The 24653-nt window shown below is 67.0% G+C and carries 26 protein-coding genes; 12 read left to right on the forward strand and 14 right to left on the reverse strand.

Annotated features, from left to right (window positions below; translation table 11 throughout):
* Nucleotides 1–91 precede the first annotated feature (91 nt).
* From I7X18_RS15075 to I7X18_RS15095, 5 genes are all read left to right on the forward strand, one after another.
* Nucleotides 92–577, forward strand: a complete 486-nt coding sequence (locus tag I7X18_RS15075) for a MarR family winged helix-turn-helix transcriptional regulator (RefSeq protein ID WP_226864425.1) — start codon at nucleotides 92–94, stop codon at nucleotides 575–577.
* Nucleotides 578–603: 26 nt separating this feature from the next.
* Nucleotides 604–1023: a DUF5313 domain-containing protein gene (locus I7X18_RS15080; RefSeq protein ID WP_193048396.1), complete on the forward strand. Its 420-nt coding sequence runs from the start codon at nucleotides 604–606 to the stop codon at nucleotides 1021–1023.
* Between the two features lie 187 nt (nucleotides 1024–1210).
* The gene (locus I7X18_RS15085; RefSeq protein WP_193048394.1) at nucleotides 1211–1396 is read left to right on the forward strand and encodes a long chain fatty acid-CoA synthetase Faa4p; all 186 of its coding nucleotides are present in this window, start codon (nucleotides 1211–1213) and stop codon (nucleotides 1394–1396) included.
* 136 nt (nucleotides 1397–1532) lie between these two features.
* Complete coding sequence (locus I7X18_RS15090) at nucleotides 1533–1949, forward strand: hypothetical protein (protein WP_193048393.1); 417 nt, start codon at nucleotides 1533–1535, stop codon at nucleotides 1947–1949.
* Between the two features lie 58 nt (nucleotides 1950–2007).
* Nucleotides 2008–3090, forward strand: a complete 1083-nt coding sequence (locus I7X18_RS15095; protein WP_193048391.1) for an isocitrate/isopropylmalate dehydrogenase family protein — start codon at nucleotides 2008–2010, stop codon at nucleotides 3088–3090.
* A gap of 3 nt (nucleotides 3091–3093) precedes the next feature.
* Here the strand turns inward: I7X18_RS15095 and I7X18_RS15100 are convergent, their stop codons facing one another.
* Both I7X18_RS15100 and I7X18_RS15105 read right to left on the reverse strand, forming a co-directional pair.
* On the reverse strand, nucleotides 3094–3636 hold the full coding sequence (locus I7X18_RS15100) for a phosphate-starvation-inducible PsiE family protein (protein ID WP_193048390.1): 543 nt from the start codon (nucleotides 3634–3636) through the stop codon (nucleotides 3094–3096).
* Complete coding sequence (locus I7X18_RS15105; protein WP_193048389.1) at nucleotides 3633–4112, reverse strand: TspO/MBR family protein; 480 nt, start codon at nucleotides 4110–4112, stop codon at nucleotides 3633–3635. The genes I7X18_RS15100 and I7X18_RS15105 overlap by 4 nt, the downstream gene beginning before the upstream one ends.
* A gap of 160 nt (nucleotides 4113–4272) precedes the next feature.
* Here I7X18_RS15105 and I7X18_RS15110 point away from each other — a divergent pair, with 160 nt between their 5' ends.
* Nucleotides 4273–5715: an MFS transporter gene (locus I7X18_RS15110; protein WP_193048388.1), complete on the forward strand. Its 1443-nt coding sequence runs from the start codon at nucleotides 4273–4275 to the stop codon at nucleotides 5713–5715.
* On the opposite strand, the gene I7X18_RS15115 is transcribed toward I7X18_RS15110, so the two are convergent.
* Entirely contained in the window at nucleotides 5712–6140 is a 429-nt protein-coding gene (locus tag I7X18_RS15115; protein ID WP_193048387.1) for a type II toxin-antitoxin system Rv0910 family toxin, read from the reverse strand. The genes I7X18_RS15110 and I7X18_RS15115 overlap by 4 nt on opposite strands.
* A 321-nt stretch (nucleotides 6141–6461) precedes the next feature.
* Between I7X18_RS15115 and I7X18_RS15120 the strand changes: the two genes are divergently transcribed.
* Genes I7X18_RS15120 through I7X18_RS15135 form a run of 4 tightly spaced genes read left to right on the forward strand, consistent with a single transcriptional unit; the run spans nucleotide 6462 to nucleotide 10617 of the window.
* The gene (locus I7X18_RS15120) at nucleotides 6462–7628 is read left to right on the forward strand and encodes an ABC transporter ATP-binding protein (protein ID WP_193048386.1); all 1167 of its coding nucleotides are present in this window, start codon (nucleotides 6462–6464) and stop codon (nucleotides 7626–7628) included.
* 50 nt (nucleotides 7629–7678) lie between these two features.
* On the forward strand, nucleotides 7679–8878 hold the full coding sequence (locus I7X18_RS15125) for a polyamine ABC transporter substrate-binding protein (RefSeq protein WP_193048385.1): 1200 nt from the start codon (nucleotides 7679–7681) through the stop codon (nucleotides 8876–8878).
* Between the two features lie 9 nt (nucleotides 8879–8887).
* The gene (locus I7X18_RS15130; protein WP_193048384.1) at nucleotides 8888–9763 is read left to right on the forward strand and encodes an ABC transporter permease; all 876 of its coding nucleotides are present in this window, start codon (nucleotides 8888–8890) and stop codon (nucleotides 9761–9763) included.
* Nucleotides 9760–10617 carry an ABC transporter permease gene (locus I7X18_RS15135; RefSeq protein WP_193048383.1) on the forward strand — a complete coding sequence of 286 codons (858 nt, stop codon included), beginning with the start codon at nucleotides 9760–9762 and terminating at the stop codon, nucleotides 10615–10617. Before I7X18_RS15130 ends, I7X18_RS15135 begins: the two co-directional genes overlap by 4 nt.
* A 23-nt stretch (nucleotides 10618–10640) precedes the next feature.
* Here I7X18_RS15135 and I7X18_RS15140 read toward each other — a convergent pair whose 3' ends face one another.
* Complete coding sequence (locus I7X18_RS15140) at nucleotides 10641–11474, reverse strand: EamA family transporter (RefSeq protein ID WP_193048442.1); 834 nt, start codon at nucleotides 11472–11474, stop codon at nucleotides 10641–10643.
* A gap of 242 nt (nucleotides 11475–11716) precedes the next feature.
* Here I7X18_RS15140 and I7X18_RS15145 point away from each other — a divergent pair, with 242 nt between their 5' ends.
* Nucleotides 11717–12211 carry a hypothetical protein gene (locus I7X18_RS15145; RefSeq protein ID WP_193048382.1) on the forward strand — a complete coding sequence of 165 codons (495 nt, stop codon included), beginning with the start codon at nucleotides 11717–11719 and terminating at the stop codon, nucleotides 12209–12211.
* 18 nt (nucleotides 12212–12229) lie between these two features.
* On the opposite strand, the gene I7X18_RS15150 is transcribed toward I7X18_RS15145, so the two are convergent.
* From I7X18_RS15150 to eltD, 8 genes are read right to left on the reverse strand one after another with little or no spacing between them, the layout of a single operon-like run.
* A complete protein-coding gene (locus I7X18_RS15150) occupies nucleotides 12230–12697 on the reverse strand; it encodes a ribose-5-phosphate isomerase (RefSeq protein ID WP_193048381.1) in 468 nt (155 codons plus the stop codon).
* Nucleotides 12694–14439, reverse strand: a complete 1746-nt coding sequence (gene derK, locus I7X18_RS15155; RefSeq protein ID WP_193048380.1) for a D-erythrulose 4-kinase — start codon at nucleotides 14437–14439, stop codon at nucleotides 12694–12696. The genes I7X18_RS15150 and derK overlap by 4 nt, the downstream gene beginning before the upstream one ends.
* Entirely contained in the window at nucleotides 14436–15560 is a 1125-nt protein-coding gene (locus I7X18_RS15160; protein WP_193048379.1) for an ABC transporter ATP-binding protein, read from the reverse strand. The genes derK and I7X18_RS15160 overlap by 4 nt, the downstream gene beginning before the upstream one ends.
* On the reverse strand, nucleotides 15557–16672 hold the full coding sequence (locus I7X18_RS15165; RefSeq protein WP_193048378.1) for an ABC transporter ATP-binding protein: 1116 nt from the start codon (nucleotides 16670–16672) through the stop codon (nucleotides 15557–15559). The genes I7X18_RS15160 and I7X18_RS15165 overlap by 4 nt, the downstream gene beginning before the upstream one ends.
* A complete protein-coding gene (locus tag I7X18_RS15170; RefSeq protein WP_193048377.1) occupies nucleotides 16672–17550 on the reverse strand; it encodes a carbohydrate ABC transporter permease in 879 nt (292 codons plus the stop codon). The genes I7X18_RS15165 and I7X18_RS15170 overlap by 1 nt, the downstream gene beginning before the upstream one ends.
* Before the next feature lie 2 nt (nucleotides 17551–17552).
* Nucleotides 17553–18509 (reverse strand): carbohydrate ABC transporter permease, encoded by a 957-nt coding sequence (locus I7X18_RS15175; protein ID WP_193048376.1) that lies wholly within the window; start codon nucleotides 18507–18509, stop codon nucleotides 17553–17555.
* Nucleotides 18510–18541: 32 nt separating this feature from the next.
* Nucleotides 18542–19969, reverse strand: a complete 1428-nt coding sequence (locus tag I7X18_RS15180) for an ABC transporter substrate-binding protein (RefSeq protein ID WP_193048375.1) — start codon at nucleotides 19967–19969, stop codon at nucleotides 18542–18544.
* A gap of 21 nt (nucleotides 19970–19990) precedes the next feature.
* Entirely contained in the window at nucleotides 19991–21079 is a 1089-nt protein-coding gene (eltD, locus tag I7X18_RS15185) for an erythritol/L-threitol dehyrogenase (protein WP_193048374.1), read from the reverse strand.
* 118 nt (nucleotides 21080–21197) lie between these two features.
* On the opposite strand from eltD, the gene I7X18_RS15190 reads away from it, so the two are divergent.
* Nucleotides 21198–22226 carry a sugar-binding transcriptional regulator gene (locus I7X18_RS15190; RefSeq protein WP_193048373.1) on the forward strand — a complete coding sequence of 343 codons (1029 nt, stop codon included), beginning with the start codon at nucleotides 21198–21200 and terminating at the stop codon, nucleotides 22224–22226.
* A 42-nt stretch (nucleotides 22227–22268) separates the two neighbouring features.
* On the opposite strand, the gene I7X18_RS15195 is transcribed toward I7X18_RS15190, so the two are convergent.
* Nucleotides 22269–23750, reverse strand: a complete 1482-nt coding sequence (locus I7X18_RS15195) for an FGGY-family carbohydrate kinase (protein ID WP_193048372.1) — start codon at nucleotides 23748–23750, stop codon at nucleotides 22269–22271.
* 31 nt (nucleotides 23751–23781) lie between these two features.
* On the reverse strand, nucleotides 23782–24594 hold the full coding sequence (locus tag I7X18_RS15200) for an acyl-CoA thioesterase domain-containing protein (protein WP_193048371.1): 813 nt from the start codon (nucleotides 24592–24594) through the stop codon (nucleotides 23782–23784).
* Nucleotides 24595–24653: the final 59 nt, after the last annotated feature.

Consider the following 24653-nt stretch of genomic DNA (forward strand, 5'->3'; position numbering starts at 1 on the left):
GAAATGATAGTGCTCGTCACCGATGGGCGGGCGGGGCTGTGTGACCACTAACATATTACTATCGCCCTAACAATTAGGGTACGATGCAATCATGTCGACGACCGCCACGGACCTGGATCCGCTCGCCCTGGAGCGCCAGGTCTGTTTCGCGCTGGCGGTCGCCAACCGGGCTGTCCTGGGCGTCTACCGCCCGTTGCTCGAGCCACTCGGGCTGACACACCCGCAGTACCTGGTGATGCTGGCACTGTGGGATCACCGAAAGACGACGTCGGAGTCCTCCGCACTGTCGGTCAAGCAGATCGCCAATGCGCTGCAACTCGATTCGGCGACGCTCTCCCCCATGCTCAAACGCTTGGAGACCCTCGGTCTGATCACCCGCACGAGAAGCACCGTCGACGAGCGTTCCACGAACGTCGAACTGACCGACGCCGGGATCGCGCTCCGGGAACGGGCGCTGGCGATACCCCCGGCCGTTGTCGCCCGCCTGGGTGGCGATCTCGCTGAACTCGAAGAGTTGCACCGCTGCCTGACCCGCATCAACACTGCCGCTCAGGCGGCCGGCGCACTCGACCTTTGACTACCCCACGACCCACAGGAGCCACCATGGCCGACGACGCCCACCCCTCCTTCTTCCAGCGCATCACCTACGCCTACGGGCGGCGTCTGCCCGCCTCGATGAACAGGTGGGTCGCCGAGGACCTGGCCGGTCAGGGGGCTGTTCGCCGGCACATGATCCGGATGGCGATTCCGCCGCTGCTCATACTCGCTCCCTTCTGGCTCCTTCCCACGTCCTTCTACGTGCGTCTCGAGATGACGGCCCCGATCTACATCTGGGCGCTGCTGATGGCGCTCGCGCTGAACAAGGTGTGGCGCCGCCACCGGTTGGCGCAACACAACCTGGACCCCAAGCTGGTCGACGTGATCCAGCGGAAGAAGGACCAGCACATCCACGACGACTACGCTCGCCGATTCGGGCCTCGCCCCGAGGAGGCCAAGTGGCAGCAGAACAGCAGCCCGTTCTGACCGTTTGAGCAGTGATCAACGCTGCAGGTACGGCGATTTGGCGCAGGATCCCGCCGGGCAGTACATTGGCCGACGGCCCGATCCCCGCTGCAGAAAGCCCACGAACATGCCTGCCACGATTCGTAGCAGCCACGGATGCCGCCGTCGGACGATCTCCCGCGGCGCACGTCACCGGACCCTCCCACCCATGGCGGGACAGGCCTTCGAGATCGTCGTGACCCAAGACGCGACCGGGTGCACCGTGACGGTCCCCGAGCTCAACGCCGTGGCCCACCGCCGCGATCGCGCCGATGCGGAGATGGCGGCCCGTGAGCTCATCTCCCGCCACACCGGCATTCCGCACGGATTCGTCGCCGTCTGGTCGCGCGACTGATCCTGCCGCGGCGCTAAAGACCCGGAGCACAACAGATCCCGCGTGCAGAACCGGTGACCCAACCGTGGCGGAATCGTGACGTGGCACGCCCGCCGGTCGCACTCCCCCCGGACATCGGCGCCCGTACTGTCGCGCCATGCGGGTTGCCCTGTTCGCCGCCGTGGCGTCCTCACTGTTCAGCATCGGATTCGCACCGGGAGTCGCCTCGGCTGCGCCGAGCACCGCCGAACCCGTTGAGCGGCCACTGAGTTCGACCGAAGTCCTGTTCACCGGGCGCTCGGACATCGTGCACACCGAACCCCTCGCCTTCGACACGTGGAGCCCGCTCGACAGCGCCACCGGGATCCGCGTCTACTTCCTCGCGGGCACTCCCGCGTGTCACGGCGTCCGGGCGGTCACCACAGAGACCGCCGACGCCGTTACCGTCGAACTGCAGTCGGGCCTTCTTCCCGAAGCGGTCGATCGCATGTGCACAGCCAAGGCCGTGCTCGGCGCCACCGATATCCCCCTGGACGCGCCGGTCGGTGACCGCCAGGTGCTCACCCGCTACTGACACCCGAGCCGGTACGGCACACTGAAGGTCAACCCGATCAGAAAGGTGCCGTACCCGTATGTCAGTGGAGCATCCTTTGCGGCTGGGGGTGCTGGCCGGTGACGGCATCGGACCCGAGATCGTCTCGGCGACAGTGCAGATCAGCGAACGAGCATTGGCGGCGGTGTCGGTACCCGTGGACTGGCGGCGGCTGCGAATGGGCAGCGAGGCCATCACCAGCGACGGCACCCCGTTGCCGCAACACACCCTCGACGAACTCGACCGCCTCGACGCGTGGGTGCTCGGTCCGCACGACAACGCGAGCTATCCCGCGCCGTTCCGCGACGAGCTCTCGCCCGGCGGCACCATCCGCAAGCGTTACGGGCTGTACGCCAACATCCGACCGGCCCGCCGGTTGAGCGACACGATCCCGGCGGTGTGCCCCGCACTCGACGCCGTCGTGGTCCGCGAGAACACCGAGGGGTTCTACTCCGACCGGAACATGTACGACGGCGCCGGCGAGTTCATGCCCACCGCAGACGTCGCGATGGCCATCGCGGTGTTCACGCGGGAAGCATGTGAACGCATTGCGCACCAAGCCTTTCGGCTCGCACGCACCCGGCGCCGCTCGGTCACCGTCGCCCACAAGGCCAACGTGCTGTCCAAGACCACCGGGTTGTTCCGCGACAGCTGTGTGCGAATCGGCGAACAGTATCCCGAGGTGACGGTCCGGCTCGAACACATCGACGCGCTCGCCGCTTTACTGGTGGCCCGTCCCGCCGAGTTCGACGTCATCGTCGCCGAGAACATGTTCGGCGACATCCTGTCCGACCTCACTGGGCAGCTTGCCGGTTCGCTGGGGATGGCGCCGTCGATCAACCTCTCAGACAGCAAGGCGATGGCCCAGGCCGCTCACGGTTCCGCACCGGACCTCGCGGGCAGAAACACTGCCAACCCGGTCGCGATGATCCTGTCCACGGCGATGCTGCTCGAATGGCTGGCGAACAAACACGGTCGTGCGGCGTTGGCGGAGGCCGCGTCGTCGATACGGGATGCGGTGCGGCGCAGCCTCGATGACGGTGTCCACACCGCCGACCTCGGCGGCGCCGCGACCACCACCGGCTTCACCGAACACGTGCTCTCGGTGCTGGCCGCGGGCTGAGCGCTACGTCACGGCGAGTCCGTCCTTGTTGTCAGCGGCGTCTTCGCCGGCATCGTCGGTGTCTCGACGCCGCTCACGTAGAACGAACGCCGCCAAGGCCAACACGAGTACCACCCCACCGAGGACGCCGATCTCGACGACTGCCCTGGCGAACTCAGGTCCCTTCTCCAGCAGCGTGGCGGCTTCCACGGAGAGCACCACGATCTCCTTTATGCCGGCCAGGATCCCGACGATGAGAAACGGTTCGGCGACGATCTCGTGCGACCGCAGACACGAGCGGACGGCGTAGAGCAGTTCCACGAAGATGAAGATCAGCAACAACCCGTCGAGCACTTCGAGCATGACGGTCGATGCCGGCGAGTTCCGCAGCCGCAGCATGGTGTTGAACTGCGCCACCAGCAGCGCGACCGAACAGATCACGAGCACGACCGCGATCGCCCAGTAGACCGCATCCTCGAGCAGCCCGAGCGCCCGGTCGGCGAAGCGCTGCCGCTCGTTCTCGTCGGTTTTCGTCTTCGCTATCCGGCGCGCCGCCAGGTCCGTCATCGATTCAGCCACCAGATGCGCGAGGACAGCGCGGTCGCGAATCCGCACCACAGCGGATACAGGCCGAGCGGCGCCGCCTGCGCGCCCTGCGCCTCGACGGCGCGGCGGGTCAGATCAGCGCTGCTCGCGGCGAGCGCACCCGCCGCGATCGCCGACAACCCCAACTGGTGACGGTTGAAGAACAGCCATGTCCAGCTGCCGTTGAGGATCAGGTTGGCGACCAGCGCCGTGGTGTAGGCCCGCGCCTTCTCCGGCTGCCCGGTGTCGTTGTAGTGGTCGATCGCCGATGCCGAGACGGCGGCGATGTCGGCGTAGAGCACCGGCCAGACGATTCCGAAGGCCTGGCTCGGCGGCTGGAAACTGGGCTTCTTCAGCGTGGCGTACCACAGCGAGGGCCCGGGTCGGCTGGCGAGGCCGCCGAGCGCGCCGGTGGCGAACACCGTGCCGGCGGTCTTGGCGAGAGTGGAAGCACGCATGGATTCCCTTTCTACGAGTCAAGATCACGTACCCCGCCCCGCGGTCGCCGAACCGCCGCGTCACGGTCGCGTCACCGGTCGCCCGGTCCGGCGGTTGGGCTAGCGTCATTGACGTCGAGATGAGCTAACGATCGGAGCGGGTGTGGGCAGGGTGGGGGTCATGCGGTCACCTGCCGCCGTGCGGCCGGGAGTGTTGGTGAGCGGCCTGAGCGTGGTCGTACTGACCGTCGCTGTCCTGCAGACCGCGGTGGTCCCGGTGCTCGGCGTCATCGGCAGCCAGCTCGGCGCCTCGGCGGTCGCGGTGAGCTGGGCCGTCACCGCCAATCTCTTGGCCGCCATCGCGGCAACACCACTGCTCGGTCGCCTCGCGGACATGTACAGCAAGAAGCGCGTACTCCTCGGTGTGCTGATCGTGGTGCTGATCGGATCAGTGCTCGCTGCGGTGACCTCGTCGTTGGCGTTGCTGATCGTCGCGCGGGTGCTGCAGGGCGCGTCATACGCGCTCTATCCCATCAGTGTGGCGGTGTTGCGGGAGGAGCTGCCCCCCGGACGGCTGCCGGGCGCGATGGCGGTGATGTCAGGCACGCTCGGCTTCGGCGGCGGTGTCGGCCTGGTCGTCGTCGGCCTGCTGATGAGCGGGGATGCCGACTACCACCGGGTGTTCTGGCTGACCACCGCGTTCACGGTCGTCGTTCTCGCCATCGTGGTGTTCCTGGTGCCCGCCCGCCGGAGCCGTTCCGCCGGGTCGATCGACTGGCTGGGTGCGGTCGGGCTGGCGGTGGGATTGTCGGCGGTGCTTCTCGCCATCACGCAGGGCAACGGGTGGGGATGGTTCTCGGGCTGGACGCTGGCATGCGCGCTCGGCGGTGTGGCGGTGCTCGGCGCGTGGTGGCTGTGGGAGAACCGGCGCGAGCATCCGCTGGTGTCGACGCGCATGCTGACCCGCCCTGCGATGCTGCTGACCAACCTCGCGACCGTCTTCGTGGGCATGGGTCTGTACTTCGTCTTCCTCGGACTCACCCAGTTCGTACAGGTCCCGCGGTCAGGGGCGGGCTACGGCTTCGGCGCCACCGTGCTGGAGTCGAGCGTGATCTTCCTTCTGCCGGGCGCCCTGACCGGTTTCGCCGTCGCGCTGGTCAGCGGCCGCTTCATCGACCGGTACGGCGCGCGCCGGGTACTGGTCGCGGCCGCGATGGCCGGCGTCCTCGGGTTCGTCCTGCTCGCGGTGGCCCATGACCAGCGCTGGCAGATCATCGTGGGGGGCATCCTGGCCAACACCTACATCAGCCTCGGCTACGGCGCGCTACCTGCGCTGGTCGTGGCGGAGGTCGACGCCGGAGAAACTGGTGTGGCCACCGGGATGAACGCGATCGCGCGGACGGTCGGCGGTTCCATGGCCGCCGCGGTGGTGGCGGTGCTGCTCGGCCGGTCCGCGCCTGGTACCGGGGTGCCGATGGAAAGCAGTTTCGTGGTCGTGTTCGTCGCCGGCGCCGTCACCGCGGCGCTCGCGCTGGTCTTGATAGCGCTCACCCGGCCGCGTCAGCGGGAGGTCGATCCCGATGCCCTGACGCACTCGCGCGCGATGAACCACGAGTGGGGTTAGTGCAACGATGCGAGGTTGGTCACCGATTTGCGGACGTCGGATTCGATCACCCTGGCCACCAGCCCGCCGACCCGGGTGTTGAGCAGCCCGCCGGACAGGTCGGCGACCACCCGGAAATTCGTGCCCACCTTCTCTTCCTGGACGTGCAGGGAGAGCGCGATGCAGATCGCCGGGAACCCGGTCCCGATGAGTTCGATCTCCTTGGGCTCGTCATAGCGCGTCACCCGCCAGTGGATGGTGTTGCGGAAACCCTTGACCTTGATCTGGGACGACACGCAGGTGCCGACCTCGATCTCTGCCGGGACCTCGCCGCGCCATCCGCCGAAGATGGTCAGCCACTCGTCGAAGCGTCGGAGGTTGGAAGCCAGCTCCCACGCGCGTTCGGGGGTGAGGTCTGAGGAGACCGCCACGTCGACCGATGCCATGCACTCTCCTTACCCTGCCCCCGCCGCGAGGTAAACGACCTGCGGAGATTCCGGGCGCGACGCTGGTCACACTGCGAGACTGATCATGCCCATCAAAGCACTCACACCCCGTCGGCCGCTTCGCGCGGACCGGCTGGCCAGCGTTCGCCAAGGCGCGGATTCTTCTGCTGGAACCCCCTCAAAATGAGGGATTCCATTGTAGAAATGTTAAATCGTTGCGGAATCACTTGCGAAGGGTGTCCGGATCGGCGATTGTTTACCCACAGTCCGCAGGGCTGGATCTGAGGAGGTTGCTTTCTGACCGGCACACGCACCACCCCGGTGAACCAGTCCGCCGGCGGCCCTGCCCCCGCGAAGGGCGGTCCGGTCATCGAGATCGACCACGTGACGAAGCGGTTCGCCGACTACGTCGCCGTCGCCGACGCCGACTTCTCCATCGCCTCGGGTGAGTTCTTCTCGATGCTGGGGCCGTCGGGCTGCGGCAAGACCACGACGCTGCGGATGATCGCCGGTTTCGAGACCCCGACGTCGGGCGCGATCCGTCTGAAGGGGACCGACGTATCGCGCGTCCCCCCGCACAAGCGCAACGTCAACACGGTGTTCCAGCACTACGCCCTGTTTCCGCACATGAACGTGTGGGACAACGTCGCGTACGGGCCGCGCAGCCTCAAGAAAGACAAAGGCGAGGTCAAGCGTCGCGTCGACGAAATGCTCGAAGTGGTCCGCCTCACCGACTTCGCCAAACGCAGGCCCGGGCAGCTCTCGGGTGGTCAGCAGCAGCGGGTGGCCCTTGCCCGGGCGCTCGTGAACTACCCCAGCGCACTGCTTCTCGACGAGCCCCTCGGCGCACTCGACCTCAAACTGCGCCACGCGATGCAGTTCGAACTCAAACGCATCCAGCGCGAGGTGGGCATCACCTTCATCTACGTCACCCACGATCAGGAGGAGGCGTTGACGATGAGTGACCGCATCGCGGTCATGAACGCGGGCAACGTCGAGCAGATCGGCACCCCGACCGACATCTACGACCGTCCCGCGACGGTGTTCGTGGCCAGCTTCATCGGACAGGCCAACCTCTGGGCGGGTCGCCAGACCGGTCGTCCCAGCGGTGACTATGTGGAGGTCGACGTCCTGGGCTCCACACTCAGGGCCAGGCCGGGAGACACGGCCATCGAGCCGGGCGGGCACGCCACCCTGATGGTGCGGCCCGAACGCCTCCGGGTGTCGATGGAACCCCCGGTCGGTGACGTCGTCTCGGTTCGGGCAACCGTGCGGGACATGACATTTCAGGGACCGGTAGTGCGTCTGTCCCTGGCCGCTCCCGACGACTCCCCGATCGTGGCGCACGTCGGCCCGGAGCAGCATCTGCCGATGCTGCGGCCCGGAGACCAGGTGCACGTGTGCTGGTCGCCCGACGCCTCGCTGGTGCTGCCCGCCGCCGACATCCCGACCACCGAGGATCTCGAAGAGATGCTCGACGAGTCCTGACCCTCGTTCCCGTTCTGCCTTCCCTCCACCCCACGAAAGGCACAGACGTCATGCCCCGCGACGCAGCTCATCAGTTCGATCCGCATCTGGCCGCCCGCCTTGCCGCCAACCGCACCTCACGGCGCCGATTCCTCGGTGGTGGCGCCGCCGCGGCCGCCGCACTCGCGCTCGGCCCCTCGTTCCTGGCCGCCTGTGGATCGTCGGACAGCGGTGGCTCGGAGACGACGACCACTGACGACGGTGGCCCCGCCAGCGGAACGGTGAGGGTCTCGAACTGGCCGCTGTACATGGCCGACGGATTCATCGCCGCCTTCCAGACCGCGTCCGGCGTCACCGTGGACTACAAGGAAGACTTCAACGACAACGAAGAGTGGTTCGCCAAGGTCAAAGAGCCGCTGTCGCGGAAACAGGACATCGGCGCCGATCTGGTCATCCCCACCGAGTTCATGGCCGCCCGCATCAATGGTCTGGGATGGCTCAACCAGATCCGTGCCGACCGGGTGCCCAACAAGAAGAATCTGCGGCCGGACCTGTTGAACTCGGCGATCGACCCGGGGCGCAACGCCACCGCACCCTACATGACCGGAATGGTCGGCCTCGCCTATAACAGGGCCGCCACCGGCCGCGAGATCACCACGATCGAGGATCTGTGGGATCCGGCGTTCAAGGGCCGGGTCAGCCTGCTGTCCGACACCCAGGACGGTCTCGGCATGGTGATGCTCTCCCAGGGCGCCACCCCGGAGCGCCCCTCCACCGAGACGGTGCAGAAAGCGGTCGATCTCGTGCGTGAGCAGAAGGACAAGGGACAGATCCGCCGCTTCACCGGAAACGACTACGCCGACGACCTGGCAGCCGGCAATGTGGCCATCGCACAGGCGTATTCGGGCGATGTGGTGCAGCTGAAGGCCGACAACCCCGATCTGGAGTTCATCGTCCCCCAGGCCGGCGGCACCTGGTTCATCGACACCATGGTGATCCCCTACACCACCCAGAACCAGAGTGCGGCCGAGGCGTGGATCGACTACGTCTACGACCGGGCCAACTACGCGAAGCTGATCGCGTTCACCCAGTTCGTGCCGGTGCTCTCCGACATGACCGACGAGCTGAACAAGATCGACCCCACGGTCGCATCGAACCCGCTCATCAATCCGCCCGAGTCGACGGTGAACAACCTCAAGTCCTGGGCGGCGCTGACCGACGAGCAGACCCAGGAGTACAACACCATGTACGCCGCCGTGACCGGAGGCTGACGCCGACCCATGGCAGGCGTCGCCAGCAGTAGCCGGCAGCGCAGCAGGATCGCCCCGTATCTGATGATCCTGCCCGCGCTGGCGTATCTCGCAATCTTCTTCGTGTGGCCGCTGATCTCCCTGGCCCGCACGTCGCTGTCGTCGACGAGCGGGTCGGTGTTCCTGCCCACCCTCACCTTCTCGTGGGACTTCGCCAACTACGGTGAGGCGTTCAGCCGATACCAGGATCCGATCCTGCGGTCCTTCGGGTACGCGCTGGTCGCGACCATCGTGTGTCTGCTGCTGGCCTATCCGTTGGCCTACGTGATCGCGTTCAAGGCCGGCCGGTTCAAGAACCTGATCCTCGGCCTGGTGATCCTGCCGTTCTTCGTGACGTTCCTGATCCGCACCATCGCGTGGAAAACCATTCTGGCCGACGACGGTTGGGTGGTCACCGCACTCGGCGCCATCGGGCTCTTACCGAGCGACGGCCGACTACTGTCCACCAGTTGGGCGGTCATCGGCGGGCTGATCTACAACTGGATCATCTTCATGATCCTGCCGCTCTACGTCAGCCTCGAGAAGATCGATCCCCGTCTCATCGAGGCGTCGAAGGATCTGTACTCGTCGAATCCCCGCGGTTTCACGAGGGTGATCCTGCCGCTGTCGTTGCCCGGTGTGCTGGCGGGCAGCCTGCTGGTGTTCATCCCCGCCGCAGGCGATTTCATCAACGCCGAATACCTCGGCAGCACCCAGACCACCATGATCGGCAACGTGATCCAGCAACAGTTCCTCGTCGTCAAGGATTATCCGGCGGCCGCCGCGCTGAGCCTGGTCCTGATGGGCACGATCCTGGTCGGAGTGCTGCTCTACACGCGGGCGCTGGGCACGGAGGATCTCGTATGACCACCCAGGCCGGTGCCGCCGTCGCCGTCGCAGCCGAACAGCCGCCGCAGCCGAAAACCGTGAAGGGCACCCCCAAGTGGGGTGACTGGAGCCTGCGGATCGTCGCCGGTCTGGTGCTGCTGTACCTGTTCATCCCCATCTTCGTGATCGTGTTGTTCTCGTTCAACGATCCGAAGGGCAAGTTCAACTACAGCTGGCAGGGCTTCACGCTCGACAACTGGCTCGACCCGTTCAAGTATCCGGCGCTGACCAACGCCATGAAGTTGAGCCTCAACGTCGCAGCGGTCTCGACACTCATCGCGCTGGTGCTCGGTACGCTCGTCGCGATCGCGCTGGTGCGTCAACGGTGGCGGGGCCAGCGCGCGGTCGACACCTTCCTGGTGCTTCCGCTCACCGCCCCCGAGGTGGTGATGGGCGCCTCCCTGTTGGTGCTGTTCCTGGATCTCGGCTGGGCGACCGGTTACGTCACGATCGTCTTGGCGCACATCGCCTTCGAGGTGAGCTTCATCGCGATGACGGTGCGTGCGCGGGTCCGCGGCTTCGACTGGACACTCGAGGATGCGTCGATGGACCTGGGGGCGAGTCCGACGCGGACATTCTTCAAGGTGACGCTTCCGCTGATCGTCCCCGGAATCGTCGCCGCGGCGATGCTCTCGTTCGCACTGTCGCTCGACGACTTCATCATCACCTACTTCGTCAGCGGTTCGACCGTGACCTACCCGCTCTACGTCAACGCGGCCGTCAAAGCGGCGGTGCCCCCGCAGATCAACGTGATCGCCACGGCGATCCTGCTGGCCAGCCTCCTCCTGCTGGCGGTGGGAACTCTGTACCGCCGCAAGCGGATCGACGCGTAGCCCCCCGGCGCGAAACAGCATACTCAGCCGACCTCGGCCGGCACGGGCGTCGATCGCGCGCCCCCACGGGCCGCGCCGATTCCTGCGGCGACCACGAACACGATGCCGATCACCGAGGCCGGGCCCGGCACCTGGTGCAGCGCCACGAAACCGATGATCAACGCGAACGCCGGCTCGAGGCTCATCAGCGTTCCGAACGCGGCGGCGCTCAGGCGGCGCAACGCGAGCAGTTCGAGGGCGAACGGGAACATCGGCAGCATGATCGCCAGGCCGAGCCCGATGAGCAGCAGCTGCGGAGTCAACCGGTCGAACACCATCGGACCCGCGACGAGCGTGCCGACCAACCCGGCGACGGGCATCGACACCGCCAGCCCGTTGACGCCGGCGACCTGATCCCCGACGCGCTGGGTGAGCACGATGTAGACGGCCCAGCACACCCCGGCGATGAGTGCATAGAGCACGCCGACGGGATCGACCGTCCCCGCCCACGGTTGCGTCATCAACACCACGCCTAGCGCGGCCAGCCCCGGCCACACCACCCGTGCGAGCCCTCTCCCCTGCACCACCGCCACACCGAGCGGCCCGAGGAACTCCAGCGCGCTGGCGGTCCCCATCGGTATTCGACCCAGTGCCGCCATGAACAGCAGCGTGATCGCCGCGGTGACCACTCCCAGCGCCGCGCATGCGATGAGACTCCGGCGCGTGAAACCCGCCCGCTTCGGGCGCAAGAAGAGCAGGAACAGCAGACCCGCCCAGGCCAGCCGGAGCCAGGCGGCACCCTCGGCGCCGATCTGATCGATCAATCCGACTGCCACCGCAACGCCCAGCTGCACCGACAGCATGGCCGTCACCGCCATCGCCACACCGGTGCGAGCGTCGGTGGTCCTCACCCCCCATTGATACGGCACCGCATTCTTCTCCGTCCACGGTTTTTCGGCCACGCCGACGGCAGTTGGTGGCAGATCCGGCTTTTGTCACCGACTGACGACAATTTGCCGAATCACGCGCGTCGCGCCACGGGTGCGGGAGACCATGTGTGGATTGACGCGTGGGTAAAGGGGTACTCGCGAAGAGCTGGGGATGGCGGCGAGGGGGACTCGTGGACATCGGAAAGGCGGCCATCATGGTCGCTGTGACCGCAGTGGCGGTCAGCGGGTGCGGGTACCGTCTTGGCGCCTATCAGCCCGACACCGGACCGACCGTCCAGACGGTCGAGCCGCGAACTGTCGCGGCGTCGGTAGCAGCACGGCCGCAAGCACCGCCGATCCGCCACAACGCCTCTATCGCCACAAATGACTCCGCCGTGCCACCGAACGCCGACGGTGACCCCGCCTGCCCCCCGTCGCAGGCGTGGGGCCGAGAGCCCGAGGGGCTCGGCGTGCTGGTGACGGTGTGGGCGAAGGATTCCACAGTGGTCACCGTGTTGGTGCGCACCCGGGGCGGCGTCGACATCTCCGAACGAGCGGCCCTCGACCGAGACGACATCCGCCTGTTCGAGTTCCCGAAGATCGACGCCACCGCCGTACGCGAAGTGCTGATCATGACCAACACCCGGCGTTGTTTCGCGATCGCCGATCCGTCGACCTTCAACTGAAGGCGCGGACGGTCGGCCCTAGTCGGTGGAGGGTTCGTACCCGCAGATCGCCTCGACCTTGTCCGCCGACTTGCCGGCCGGGTCGAATTCGTAGTTCAGCCATTCGCGGGCCAGTCGGCGCGCGAGTTCGAGGCCGATGACCCGCTGCCCGAGGCACAGCACCTGGGCGTCGTTGGACAGCACTGACCGTTCGACCGAGAAGCTGTCGTGCGCGGTGACCGCGCGGATGCCCGGCACCTTGTTGGCGCTGATGGCCACGCCGAGACCCGTCCCGCACACCAGCAGCGCACGGTCGGCCTTGCCTTCGGCGACCATTCGGGCCGCCGCCACCGCGATGTGCGGGTAGGCCGTGTCCTCGTCGGTGCCCACCCCCACGTCGGTGACCTCGCCGACCCGGTCGTCGGCCTTCAGGTCCCCTTTGAGGGCTTCCTTGTACTCGTATCCGGCGTCGTCGGAGCCGACGACGATGCGCAGTTTGGACGTCATTGCGGACTGTTCCCTTTCACGGTGAGGTTGTCGGCGACCGTGCGTGCACACATCGCGAGTGAGGTGGCGCCGGCGTCGGGTGTGCCGATGCTGCGTTCGGCCAATGGGCGGGCGCGGCCGACCCTGGGCCGCAGCTCGGCGGTGGCCCGCGCGGCGGTGTGCGCCGTTTCCGCGGCCGTCGCCCAGGCCTGCTCCCAGCGCTCCCCGTCGGCCACCCGCCGCTCGAGTTCCTCGACGAACGGCAGCAGCGCGTCGAGCATGGTCTTGTCGCCGGGGGCGGCGCCGCCGAGACGGACCAATGCGTCGTAGCCGTCGCGCATCCCGGCGGCGACGGTCTCCGAATCGGGACGGCCGGTGTCGCCGAGGCGAGTCCCGATGGCGTTCAGCATCGCCCCCCAGAGCACGCCCGAGGTGCCGCCCGCCTTGGCCGCCCACTCCCTGCCTGCGGCGGTGAGCACCGAACCCTGTCCGGCGCCGTTCTCGACCGCTTCGGCCGCGGCGGCGCGCGCGGCGGCCGACCCCTTCACCATGCCGCGGCCGTGGTCACCGTCACCGGCGACCGCGTCGATGCGGCCGAGTTCGTCTTCGGCCTCGGCGAGCGTGGTGGCCAGAGCCTCGAACATCGCCGCGACCGTCCGCCCGCCGGTGCGGCCGTCCTCGTCGGACTCCTTATCGATGATGGGCGCTACGGCAGCCGCACGAGCATCGGCCTGTGTGCGTCGCTCACCGGAGTCCTGTACGGCGGCAACGCCTTTGCGATATGCCGGGGTGTCCGCGGGGGCACGCCAGTACCGTTCGAGTTCGTCGTCGAGCCACATGACCGTCAACGAACAGCCGGCCATGTCGAGGCTGGTGACCAGTTCACCGACCTCGGGTTCGACGATGTCGTGACCGCGCTCCCGCAGCAACCGTGCCACCTCGCCCCACACCACGAACAACTCTTCGTACTTCGTGCGGCCGAGACCGTTGAGGATGACCGCGATGCGCGTCGACTCCGTGGCCGCCGGCCTGTCGTCCAGCACACCGTTCACCAGCGTCGCCGCCAGGTCGGCCGCAGTGGGCATCGACTCCTCGGCGACACCGGGCTCACCATGGATGCCGAGTCCGACGCCCATCTGGCCTTCTGGCACCGTGAACAGCGGATGGTCCGCGCCCGGCAGCGTGCAGCCGTCGAACGCGACACCGAGGGTGCGGGTCGCCGCGTTCGACGCCTCGGCCACGCGCAGCACGCCGGCCATGTCGAGGCCTTCCTCCGCGGCGGCGGATGCGCATTTGAAGACGGTGAAATCCCCTGCGATACCCCGTCTCTTGGCTTCCTCGCCCCTGGGCGCGCTGGCGATGTCGTCGGTGACCGCGAAGTAGTGCGCGTCGATCCCCTCCTGGCGTAACTGCTCGACCGCCAGACCGAAGTTCATCACGTCACCGGCGTAGTTCCCGGTGATGAGCAGGACACCGGAGTCACCGTGGGCGGCGCGCGCGACCGATGCGGCTTCCTCCGTGGACGGGGAGGTGAAGATGTTGCCCACCACCGCCCCGTCGGCGAAGCCCGCACCGACAGTGCCGCAGAACGCCGGGTAGTGCCCGGATCCCCCACCGATGACGACGGCCACCTTGCCCGGAGGCGTCGCGTGTGCGCGCACCACACCGCCGGGAACCCCGGTCACGTAGCGGGAATTGGCGTCGAGGAAGCCGACGAGCATGTCCTCGGTGAACCGCGCCGGGTCGTTGAACAGCTTGGTCATCGCAGGCGCTCCCCCGTGCCGGCGTCGAACAGGTAGACCCGCTCCGGCGGTGCGGTGACGACGACCTTCTGCTCGGGTTCGTAGGTCTCGGCTGCGGGTGTCTGCACCACGATGCCCTCCTCCATTCCGGCGACGGTGCTGGTCGCCAGGCCGAACTCGAGGAGGTGCTCGAAGTAGGCGACGGTCGTGGAGATTCCGCTCGCGGCGTCACCGGTGACCGCGCAGTCCTGTGGCCGGATGCCCACGGTGACGGCGGTGCCGTCAGTCACCTCGGTGGCCGCGGTGTCCAGACTGCCCGCGTCGTCGCCGATGTGCACGGAGACCCGGCCGTCTCGTACGCGGGCCACGCCACGCAGCACGTTGATCTGTGGCTCGCCCACGAACTGCGCGACGAACAGGTTCGCCGGATCGTCGAAGACCTCGTCAGGCGTGCCGAACTGCTGCACCACACCCGCATCCATCACCGCGAGCCGGTCCGCCAGCGACAGCGCCTCCACCTGGTCGTGCGTCACCACGATCGTCGTGTATCCGAATTCCCTTTGCAGCACCTTGAGTTCGCGGCGCACCCGCTGCCGGGCGGACGCGTCGAGGTGGCTGAGCGGTTCGTCGAGCAGCAGCACCGGTGGATTGCGCACGAGAGCGCGGGCCAGCGCCACCCGCTGCTTCTGACCGCTCGACAGCCCTGCCGGACGCAGGTCCATCAGATCGTCCATCTCGAGGCGCCGGCTGATCGAATCGACCATCTGCTCAGCGCCTTTGACCTTGCGCGCCTTCAGTCCGTAGAGCAGGTTGTCCCGCACCGACATCGGCGGATACAGCGCGTAGCTCTCGAACCCGACGCCGATTCCCCGCTTGGCGGCGGGCAACCGCGAGACCTCACGGTCGCCGATCCTGATGGACCCGCTGGTGACGGTTTCCAGCCCGGCGATCATCCGCAGCGTCGTGGTCTTCCCGCAACCGGAGGGGCCCAACAGCGCGACCAGTTCGCCCGGTTCGATGGCCAGGTCGATGCCCTTGACCGCGGTGACACTCTCGCGACCCCGCGAGGCGTAGGTCTTCACCAGCTCGCTCAGGGTCAGGCTCTGCGCGGTCGTGGTCGTCGTGGCTTCAACTGTGGTCACTGTGCCGCCTCCAGTGTCTTGTCTGCCGAAAGCCTCGGCGTGTCACCGTCGCCGGCCGCGAAGACGTGGATGTCGGAGGCAGTGACGGCCATCGCGACCTGTGCACCCTCTCCGACACCCTCGCGTCCCGAAGCGAGGACGATCAGCGGTACGCCGCCGACGTCCACCGTCAGTTCGATGTTGCGACCAAGGCGCTCGGCCAACACCACCTTGCCGCGTAGTCCCGAATCGCCCGTGCCGTCTTGTACCACCCGAATCTCGCTGGGTCGCAGACCCACGCGCACCCGGTCGCCGCGTTCGCAGCGGACGTCCGCCGGCACGGGAACGTCGAAGGAGCCGTCTCCGAGCCGGATCCTGTTGTCGTCGACCACCCCGTCGAGCAGGTTGATCTCCGGCTGACCCAGCGCCCGCGCGACGAACGTGTCAGCGGGGCGGCGCCAGATCTCCTCGGGGGTGCCGATCTGCACCAGCTGTCCCTCGCGCATCACCGCGATCCGGTCGCCGAGCGCGAGCGCCTCCTGGTAGTCGTGGGTCACGTACAGCGTCGTGGTGTCCGACATCGCCGAGAGTTGTTTGAGCTCGGCGCGCATCGCGGCGCGCAGCTTCGCGTCGAGATGGCTCAACGGCTCGTCGAGCAGGTAGATGTCGGCCGGCCGGACCAGCACCCGGCCCAGCGCCACGCGCTGCCGCTGACCATTCGAGAGCTCACGGGGAAACCGCTTGAGCAGATGGTTGATCCCGAGAGTGGTGGTCACCTGGTCGATGCGCTCGGTGCGCTCAGCCTCCGAATACCGCCCTGTGCGACCGGATTTCAACGGCGAGGCGAGGTTGTCGCTGACCGTCTTCTGCGGGTACAGGGCGTAGCTCTCGAAGGCCATCGCGACGTTGCGGTGATAGGGCTCCACACGGGTGACGTCGCGGCCGCCGATGTGCACCGTCCCGGCGTCGATGTCGACCAGGCCGGCCACCGACTTCAGCGTGGTGGTCTTGCCCGCCCCGCTGGGCCCGAGGATGACGAAGAACTCGCCGTTGGCGATGTCGACCGTCACCCCGTCGACCGCTCTGACTTTGCCGTACGTCTTCTGCAGACCCGAAACCGATACCGTGGCCATCAGGCTTTCACCGCCCCGAATGACAGGCCCCGTACCAGATAGCGCTGAATGGTCAACGCCAGGATCAGGGGCGGGAGGGCCGCGATGATCGCCGCGGCGGCCGTGAGGTTGTAGTACGCCTGGCCGCCACCGCCGAGGAACTTCGTGATCGCCACGGTGACGGTGCCGGCATTGCTGTCGGCCAGGATGAGGGGGAACACGTAGTTGTTCCAGGCGAAGATGAACGCCAGCAGGGCGGCCGCGGCGATACCGGGCCGCACGATCGGCAGGGCCACCATCATGAAGGCCCGTTTGCGGGTGTAGCCGTCGAGCAGTGCGGCCTGTTCGAGATCCTCCGGCAGATCCTGGAAGTAGGACCGCAGGATCCACACCACCAGCGGCATCGTCACCAGCTGCAGCACCCAGATCATGCCGACCTTGGTGTCGAACAACCCGATCTGGTTGTAGATCACGAACAGCGGCACGATCACCATGAGCTCCGGCGCGAACCGGAAGGACAGCATCTGGAACATCAAGTCGTTGCTGCCCTTGTACTGCCAGCGGCCCGCCGCGTACGCGGCCGGGATACCGATCACCAGCGACACGATCACCGCACCGCCGCAGTTGATCAGGCTGGTGAGCAGCGACGCCTTGAAGTCGACGCTGGTCATCTGAGTGCCCTTGTCGGAGACCACCGTTGCGAAGTTCGACCACGTCGGGCTGAACGAGAAGTACGTGGTGGTCTGCTGTTCGGCGTTCTTCAGCGCGAGCATCAGCATCCAGAAGATCGGGAACAGGGAGAACAGGAACCAGAACACCAGACCCACGTCGGCCGCGACCGAACCGATCGACAGCCGCTTCTGTCCGGGCGCGAGTTCGGCTCTGCTGAACATGCTCATGGTTACGACTCCGCTCCGGCAGCACGGCGCTGCGCTTTGCCGAGCACGCTGACGAGGTAGCGCGCGGTGATGAACACGATGATCCAGAGCAGCAGCATGTAGGTGCTGCCCCGGGAGTAGTTCAGGTTGATGATCGAATCCTCGAACGCCCCGATCTGCAGGGTTCGGGTGGCGACGCCGGGACCGCCGGCGGTGAGGACGTAGATGTGGTCGAAGACCTTGAGGTTGTCCATGAACCGGAAGATCACCGCGACGAGGATGTAGGGCCACAGCATCGGCAGCATCAGCTTGCGGAACATGTAGAACCAGCTCGCGCCGTCGACCTCGGACGCCTCGAACGGTTCCTTGGGCAGCGACCGGATACCGGCGAGCACCAGAATCGCCACGAACGGTGTGAAGATCCACAGGTCGACGAGGATCACCGAGAACAGTGCGTTGCCCGAGGACAACCAGTCGAACGTGTTACCCAGCCCGAGAACATGATTGAGGATGCCGAACTGCGGGTTGAACATCAGCTTCCAGATCACGCCGGCGATCACCGGGGCGATCATGAGCGGCAGGATCAGCACTTTCTCGAAGACCTTGCCGATGATGCTGGACCGGTTGAGCAACAGTGCCAGGCCGACGCCCAGCACGGTCTCGACCGCGGTGGCCGCGATGGCGAAGACGCCGGTGACCTTGACGCTCTCCCAGAAGATCTGGTCGCCGAGAACGGATGTGAAGTTCTGGAACCAGATGAAGTGCGGGTCGGGGTTGACCGCGGCGTAGTTGAGGAATGCGTAGTAGGCGCCCACGAAGAACGGGTAGAGGATCCCGATCACGATGATCAGGGCGGGAATCGACAGCACGTACGGCCGCAGCTTGCGCCGCCACGTCGGCACCTCGGGCAGTGTTCGGCCCGGCGCCTGCGCGGGGTGTTCGGGTGAGGTCTCCGGCGCCTTGGGGGTCTGAGTGGTCATGGGTGGCCCTGCTCTTTCATTGGACACAGCTCCTAGAGGTTGACCTTGGAGGTGTTGGTCTTGGCCAGACTGCGCAGCCGGGAGGCTGCGTCGTCCCCGCCGTAGATGTCCTGCAGCGCCACCGCCCAGTTCTGGGTGGTGTCGAAGAACGCCTTCTGCGGTGTGAACTGGATCTTCGACTCGCCGATCACGGTCTCGAAGGCCTCGAGATAACCGAACTGGTCGGCGGCCACGCGGGTGAACGTGGTGTCGAACACCGACTTACGCACTGGATCGGCGTACTTGCCCGCCTCGACGGCCTTGTTCATCGACTCCTTGCCGGTGGCCCACTGGATGAACAACCAGGCCGGCAGCTTGTTGCGGGAGTTGGCACTCATGGCCCAACTCCACGTCCACAGATTGGTCTTGTAGTTGCCGTCCGGTCCGGCGGGGCCGGCGTACCAGCCGAGGTTGCCTGCCTCCTTGCTCGCGCCCGGCTTGTTCTTCGGATACGTCGCACTGTCGGCGTCGAAAACCATCATCGCCTTGCCGTCACCGAGATCGCCGGTGGCGTTGGGATAGTCGTAGGTGGTCCACGACGTCGGCCCGGCCTCGTGCTGCATGGCGATCCACTTCTCGGTGAACTCGATCGCCTTGTCGCTGTCCATCTCCGCGACGAGTTCGCGGCCGTTGAACGTGTAGTCGACCGCGCCCTGGCGGGTGTACTGCGTCATGAAGCCGGGATGGATGGTGGCCCAGGACTTCGATCCGCGCGTCGAGATGCCGTACCGGTTGGCGGAGCGATCGGTGAGGTCGACGGCGAGCTGGATGAAGTCGTCGAGGTTGTCGGGCAGCTTCGTGATGCCCCGCTGGTCGAAATAGGCCTTGTTGTAGGCGACGACGTTGTTCTCGAAGCCCCACGGGATCGCCCACTGGCCGCCGGTGCCCAGCGGATTACCGAGCGTGAAATCCCAGCGGGTGGACGTGCGCAACCCGTCGAAGATGTCTTCGAAGTCGTACTCCGCGCTGGTGGCCGAAATGTTCTGCAGCCACGGGCCGAGGTCCTCCATCCATCCCGGCGGGCCGTACTGCCAGATGAAGTAGGCGCCGAGCATGAACGCGTCGTGCTTACCGGAGCCCCCGGCCAGTTCGGTGTTGAGTTTGGTGAAGTAGTCGGCCTCGGGCACCAGGTCGACGTTGACGGTGATCCCGGTGAGTTCGGTGAACTCCTTGAGGAGCGGCTGATACGACTGCTGGTAGGGGTGCGGGGTCTGCAGGATGTTGATGGACGAGCCGGCCGCCTTGCGCCAGTCGAATCCACCGCTCACCTCCGACGCCCCGTTCGGCGCGCTGGCCTTGCCGCCGACCCCGCAGGCCGACAACACCGGCAGGGTGGCTGCGGCCGCACCAGCGATTCCCATGGCGGCCAACACGTTCCGGCGCGACAGCTGACGTTGCTGCGCGATCCGATCTCGACTCATGTGGTGTGAACCTTTCGGCTTTCAGGCGGGGATCAGCGAGACCTTGACCGACTCTTGACCGCTCGCCACCAGATCGAGCCCCTTCTGGAACTCGGTGAGAGGCAGCTGATGGGTGCAGATGTCGTCCATGGGCAGGACGCCGGATTCGATCATCTTGATCGCGGCGGGCCAGCAGTACGGTCCGAGATGGGCGCCGAGGACATCGAGTTCCTTGTCGTCGCTGATGATGCTCCAGTCGACGGTCACATCGCTGCCGAAGACCCCGTACTCGACGTAGCGGCCGAGTTTGCGTAACAGGTTCAACCCCTGCGGCACCGCCGACGTGTGGCCCGTGCCCTCGAGGTACACGTCCGCGCCGTACCCCTCGGTGAGGTCCTTGACGATCTTCTCGGCGTCCTGTTCGGCGATGTTGATCGTGAGGTCGGCACCGCACTTCTCGGCGAGCTTCAGCTTCTCGGGCGCCATGTCGAGGGCGATCACGCGCATCGGGTTCTTGGCGCGGGCGCCGGCGATCATGCCGAGCCCGATCGGCCCGCAGCCGGCGACGACGACGGTGTCCTCGAACGTGATCTGGGCGCGTTCGACCGCATGCAGTGAGCAGGACAGCGGTTCGGCGAACGCCGCATGCTGCGGCTTGATGTCCTTGGATACCTTGTGCACCAGCGCTTCTGCCGGATAGACCATGTAACTGGCCATGGCTCCCGGCGTCCGGCGCTTGAAGCCGTAGAGATCATGGGGCTGACACATGTGGTACTGCCCGCGCTTACAGAAGCGGCACTCCCAACACGGCACAATCTGCTCAGAGACCACCCGGTCGCCGACCGTGATCCCCCACCGCTGTGCCGCGTCGTCATCGAGTTCGACCACCGTGCCGACGAATTCGTGACCGGGGATGACCATGGTCTCGGCCCACGCCGGCCGGTTCTCGTCGCCCCAGAACTTCGCCGCACCGTGGTAGCACTTCAGATCGCTCGCGCAGATGCCGACCGCTTCGACCCGGATCAGCGCTTCGCCGGGTCCGCGCTGCGGGACGGCGACCTCCTCGAGTCGGTAGTCGCGCGGTCCGTGGCAGACCACGGCCTGCATCTTCTCCGGCATCTGATCGGGCATCGAACAACTCCTCCTGTGTGGCTGCGCTCACATTAACCACAGCGATGCACAATTGTCCAGAACATCTGTTCAGCAAGAATCTGTTCACTACCAAGTGTTCAATGTCATACTTCTTGGCGTGCCCCGGTCTGCACAGCCCTCATCCCCGCCCGGCGTCGACGGTCCCGCGTCCGACGCCGACGCCGGCCACTTCCCCGCTTCGCTGCTCTATGCCGCGGCGAAGCTCTACTACACCGAGGACGCCACGCAGGCCGAGGTGGCGACGCAACTCGGCACCAGCCGTGCGACCGTGAGTCGCCTTCTCGCCGAGGCCAAGCGCCGCGGCATCGTGCGCATCGAAGTGGTGCCGCCGGCCGAGGTCACCTCCGGGGATCTGGGCGACCGGCTGGCGCGCGCGCTTTCGCTGACCACCGTCTTCCTCAGCCACCCGCTGCCCAACCCGGGACCGGGGCGCGGCATCGTCGACGTGATGGGTGCCGCGCTGGCACCGGCAGTCGGGAGGGCGCTGTCCGGTGCCGGCCTGCTACCCGGTGACGTGTTGCTGGTGTCGTCCGGGCGCACGGTCTACGAGGTCGCGCAGTACGACCTCGTGCCGCTGCCCGGCGTGCTGGTGGCACCGACCGTCGGCGGTAACGACCAGCCCGAGGAGTGGTACCAGACCAACGAGATCACCCGCCGGGTCGCCAACCGGGTCAACGGCAGACCCAACTACCTGTTCGCCCCGGCGCTACCCGGCCCGGAACTGTATCCGTCGCTGCTCAACGACCCGAGCATCCAACGGGTGCTGCACCTGTGGCCGCATGCCCGCTGTGCGCTGATGGGTGTCGGGGCGCCACCGCTGATGCGGTCGGACATCCCGCAGTTCGTCCCGACCGGGTCGAGTTCGTTGCGCGCGGCGGTCGGTGACGTGTGCTCGCGCTTCTACGACCGGGACGGCAACGAAGTCGAATTCGAGGGCAGCGGCCGCCTGATCGCCGTGGAACTGGAGGCCCTGCGGCACGTTCCCGTGACGATCGCTGTGGCGGTGGGCGATGACAAGGTGTCCTCGATCATCGCCGGCGCGCGCGGCGGCTATTTCAACCAGTTGGTCACCGATCCGGTGACCGCAGCGGCCGTCCTGGAGACCGTCGAGGGCGCCGACGGCTGACCGTGCGTGAAGGCGGTGAGTAGCGGCCCTGCGGCGGCGACCTCAGTCGGGGTCGAAGGCCGACAGCCGGTGAACCTGCTCGCGCGTCGCCGGATACAGCCCGCACCAGGTGTCGTAGAGGTCGTCGTAGAGTTCGCGCCGCTGCGGGTCGGGCTGGATCTCGTAAGCCACTCGCGTCCAGTCCGTGTCGGGTTCGACCAGGCCCGTCCCGATCGCGGCGAGCAGGGCGTCGCCGTAGCTGGCGCCGATCGCCTGCTCGGGGACGAGTTGCGGGCGGCCGGTGATGTCGCTGAGCGCCTGCGCCCACACCGGGCTGCGCAACCCGCCACCGACGGCGACCGTCCTGGTCGCCGAGTGCGCGTCGTCGAACCGTTCGAGGATCTGGCGGATACCGAACGAGATCCCTTCGTACGCCGCACGAAAGAGGTGCCCGCGGCCGTGGCGCAGCGTCAGCCCCGCCACCACCCCGCGCGCCTGGGGGTCGAACACCGGTGTGCGCTCCCCCGCGAGGTAGGGCAGCATCAGCAGGCCCTCCGCCCCGGGCGGCACGGCCGACGCCTCGGCCATCAGCTCGTCGAATGAGGCGCCCCCGGTGGTCGCCTGGAGCCAGCCGATCAGGCTGCCCGCCGTGGACGTCCCGGCGGCCAGCGCCAGGGTGCCGTGTTCGACACCGGTGGTGGTCCACAGCGTGGGATCACTGTGGTACTCGTCGATGATCTGGACGAGGAACATGGTGGAGCCGTACATCAGCATCTGATCGCCGGGTTGGCGCACCCCGACCGAGAACGCCTCCGAGTACGCGTCGATGGTGCCCGCCGACACCGGGGTGCCGACGGGAACGCCTGTGGCGGCGGCCGCCTCGGCGGTGACGGTGCCCACCACCTCGCTCGGCCACACCAGCCGGGGCAACGGCAGATGACCGCAGAGGCGCCGCGCCCAGTCGTGGTTCCAGTCGAAACGGCGGGTGGCATAGAGCGGATCACACTGGCTGGCGGTGTGATGGTCGATGATGTATTCGCCGGTCAGCTTGGCGGCGATGAACGAGTTCGACCCGTACCACCCCGTCGCCCGGTCGAACACCTCCGGTTCATGGCGGCGCACCCATTCCAGCTTCGGGCCGACGGCTTGACTGGACAGCAGGGTTCCCGCCCGCTCCAAGATGTTCGCCTCGCCGAATTCCTCGGTGAGAGAATCGATTTCGGCCGTCGCGCGGGTATCGATCCCGTACAGGATCGCCGGCCTCAGCGGACGTAGCTGATCGTCACACAGCACCAGGCACGGGCCCACCCCGCTGACACACATCCCGGCGACCACACCGCCTGCGGGCACCTGCGCCATGAGGGCGGTGCTGAGCTGGCAGACCTCCCGCCACCAGAGGGCTTCGGCGTCGGCCTCCACCCAGCCGGGGCGCGGCAGGCTCATCGCGTGGGCGCTGGTCTCCGAGGCGATCACCGATCCGGTCACGTCGACGAGTACGCCCTTGGTGCTCCCCGTCCCGATGTCGATACCGAGCAGCAGATCCACGTGCCAAACCCTACGTCCAAACGGGCCTGCGTCAGTGCGTCCTGGAGGGAAAGGGGTCGTTCCCGAAATCGACCTGCACGGCCGCGTTGCTGACGGCGGTCACCATCCCCGAACCGAACGCGCCCGCCCGGTCGTACAGCGTCGAGGTGCCCACGGAGATCCCGTCGGCCGCCCAGTGCGTCTCCGCCTGCACACCGATCCAGTCGTCGACGGGCAGGCGGACCAGCGCGACCGTCAGATCCCCGTTGATGTAGCCGACGCCCGCCGTGCCGAGGTTGGTGACGAGGCTGGTGCCCTCGGCGATCACCGCGGCCCGGACGAACGCCGAGTTGTCGGTACCCGCGACCACCTGGATCGAACGGCCCCAGGTGCGCTTGCGCGCGGCATTCTGGTGGTCGGCGATCTCGTTCGTCCAGCCCTGCCCGTCACTGCTCACGTGGATCGCCCGCGAGGGATCGACCTCGGTTGGGACAGCGAACTCACCGGGCGGAGTCCATTCGGTGCCCCGCGGCGCCTCCGCCCGCCGGTATTGCACGAGTGTGGCGTGCGCGACGGTGACACCGTCCTGCACCAGTTCACATTCGGAGTTGCGGACCCGCCTGCCGTCGCGCACCAGGTTCGTCTTCACCGTCGTCGGCACACCGCGCGCCGCCTTGAACAGGTCCACCGTGAGACGGGAGGGAAGGAATTCCTCACGGCCGTACTCCTGCTCGAGCACCACGGCCGCCAGGCCCACGATCGCGGGCCCGTTGAGGTGATCCTCACCCCAGTGGCTCTGGGCGAAGCGCGTCGGCAGGAATGCGCCGTCGGCGGTCGGTTCGAAGTGGACGGGTTGCTCGCTCATCCCGGCATCGTTTCACAGCAGGCTGATCGCCCAGCAATTGTGCGCACGCTCGGTCACCC

This window comes from Mycolicibacterium baixiangningiae, from assembly GCF_016313185.1.
Taxonomy (GTDB): domain Bacteria; phylum Actinomycetota; class Actinomycetes; order Mycobacteriales; family Mycobacteriaceae; genus Mycobacterium; species Mycobacterium baixiangningiae.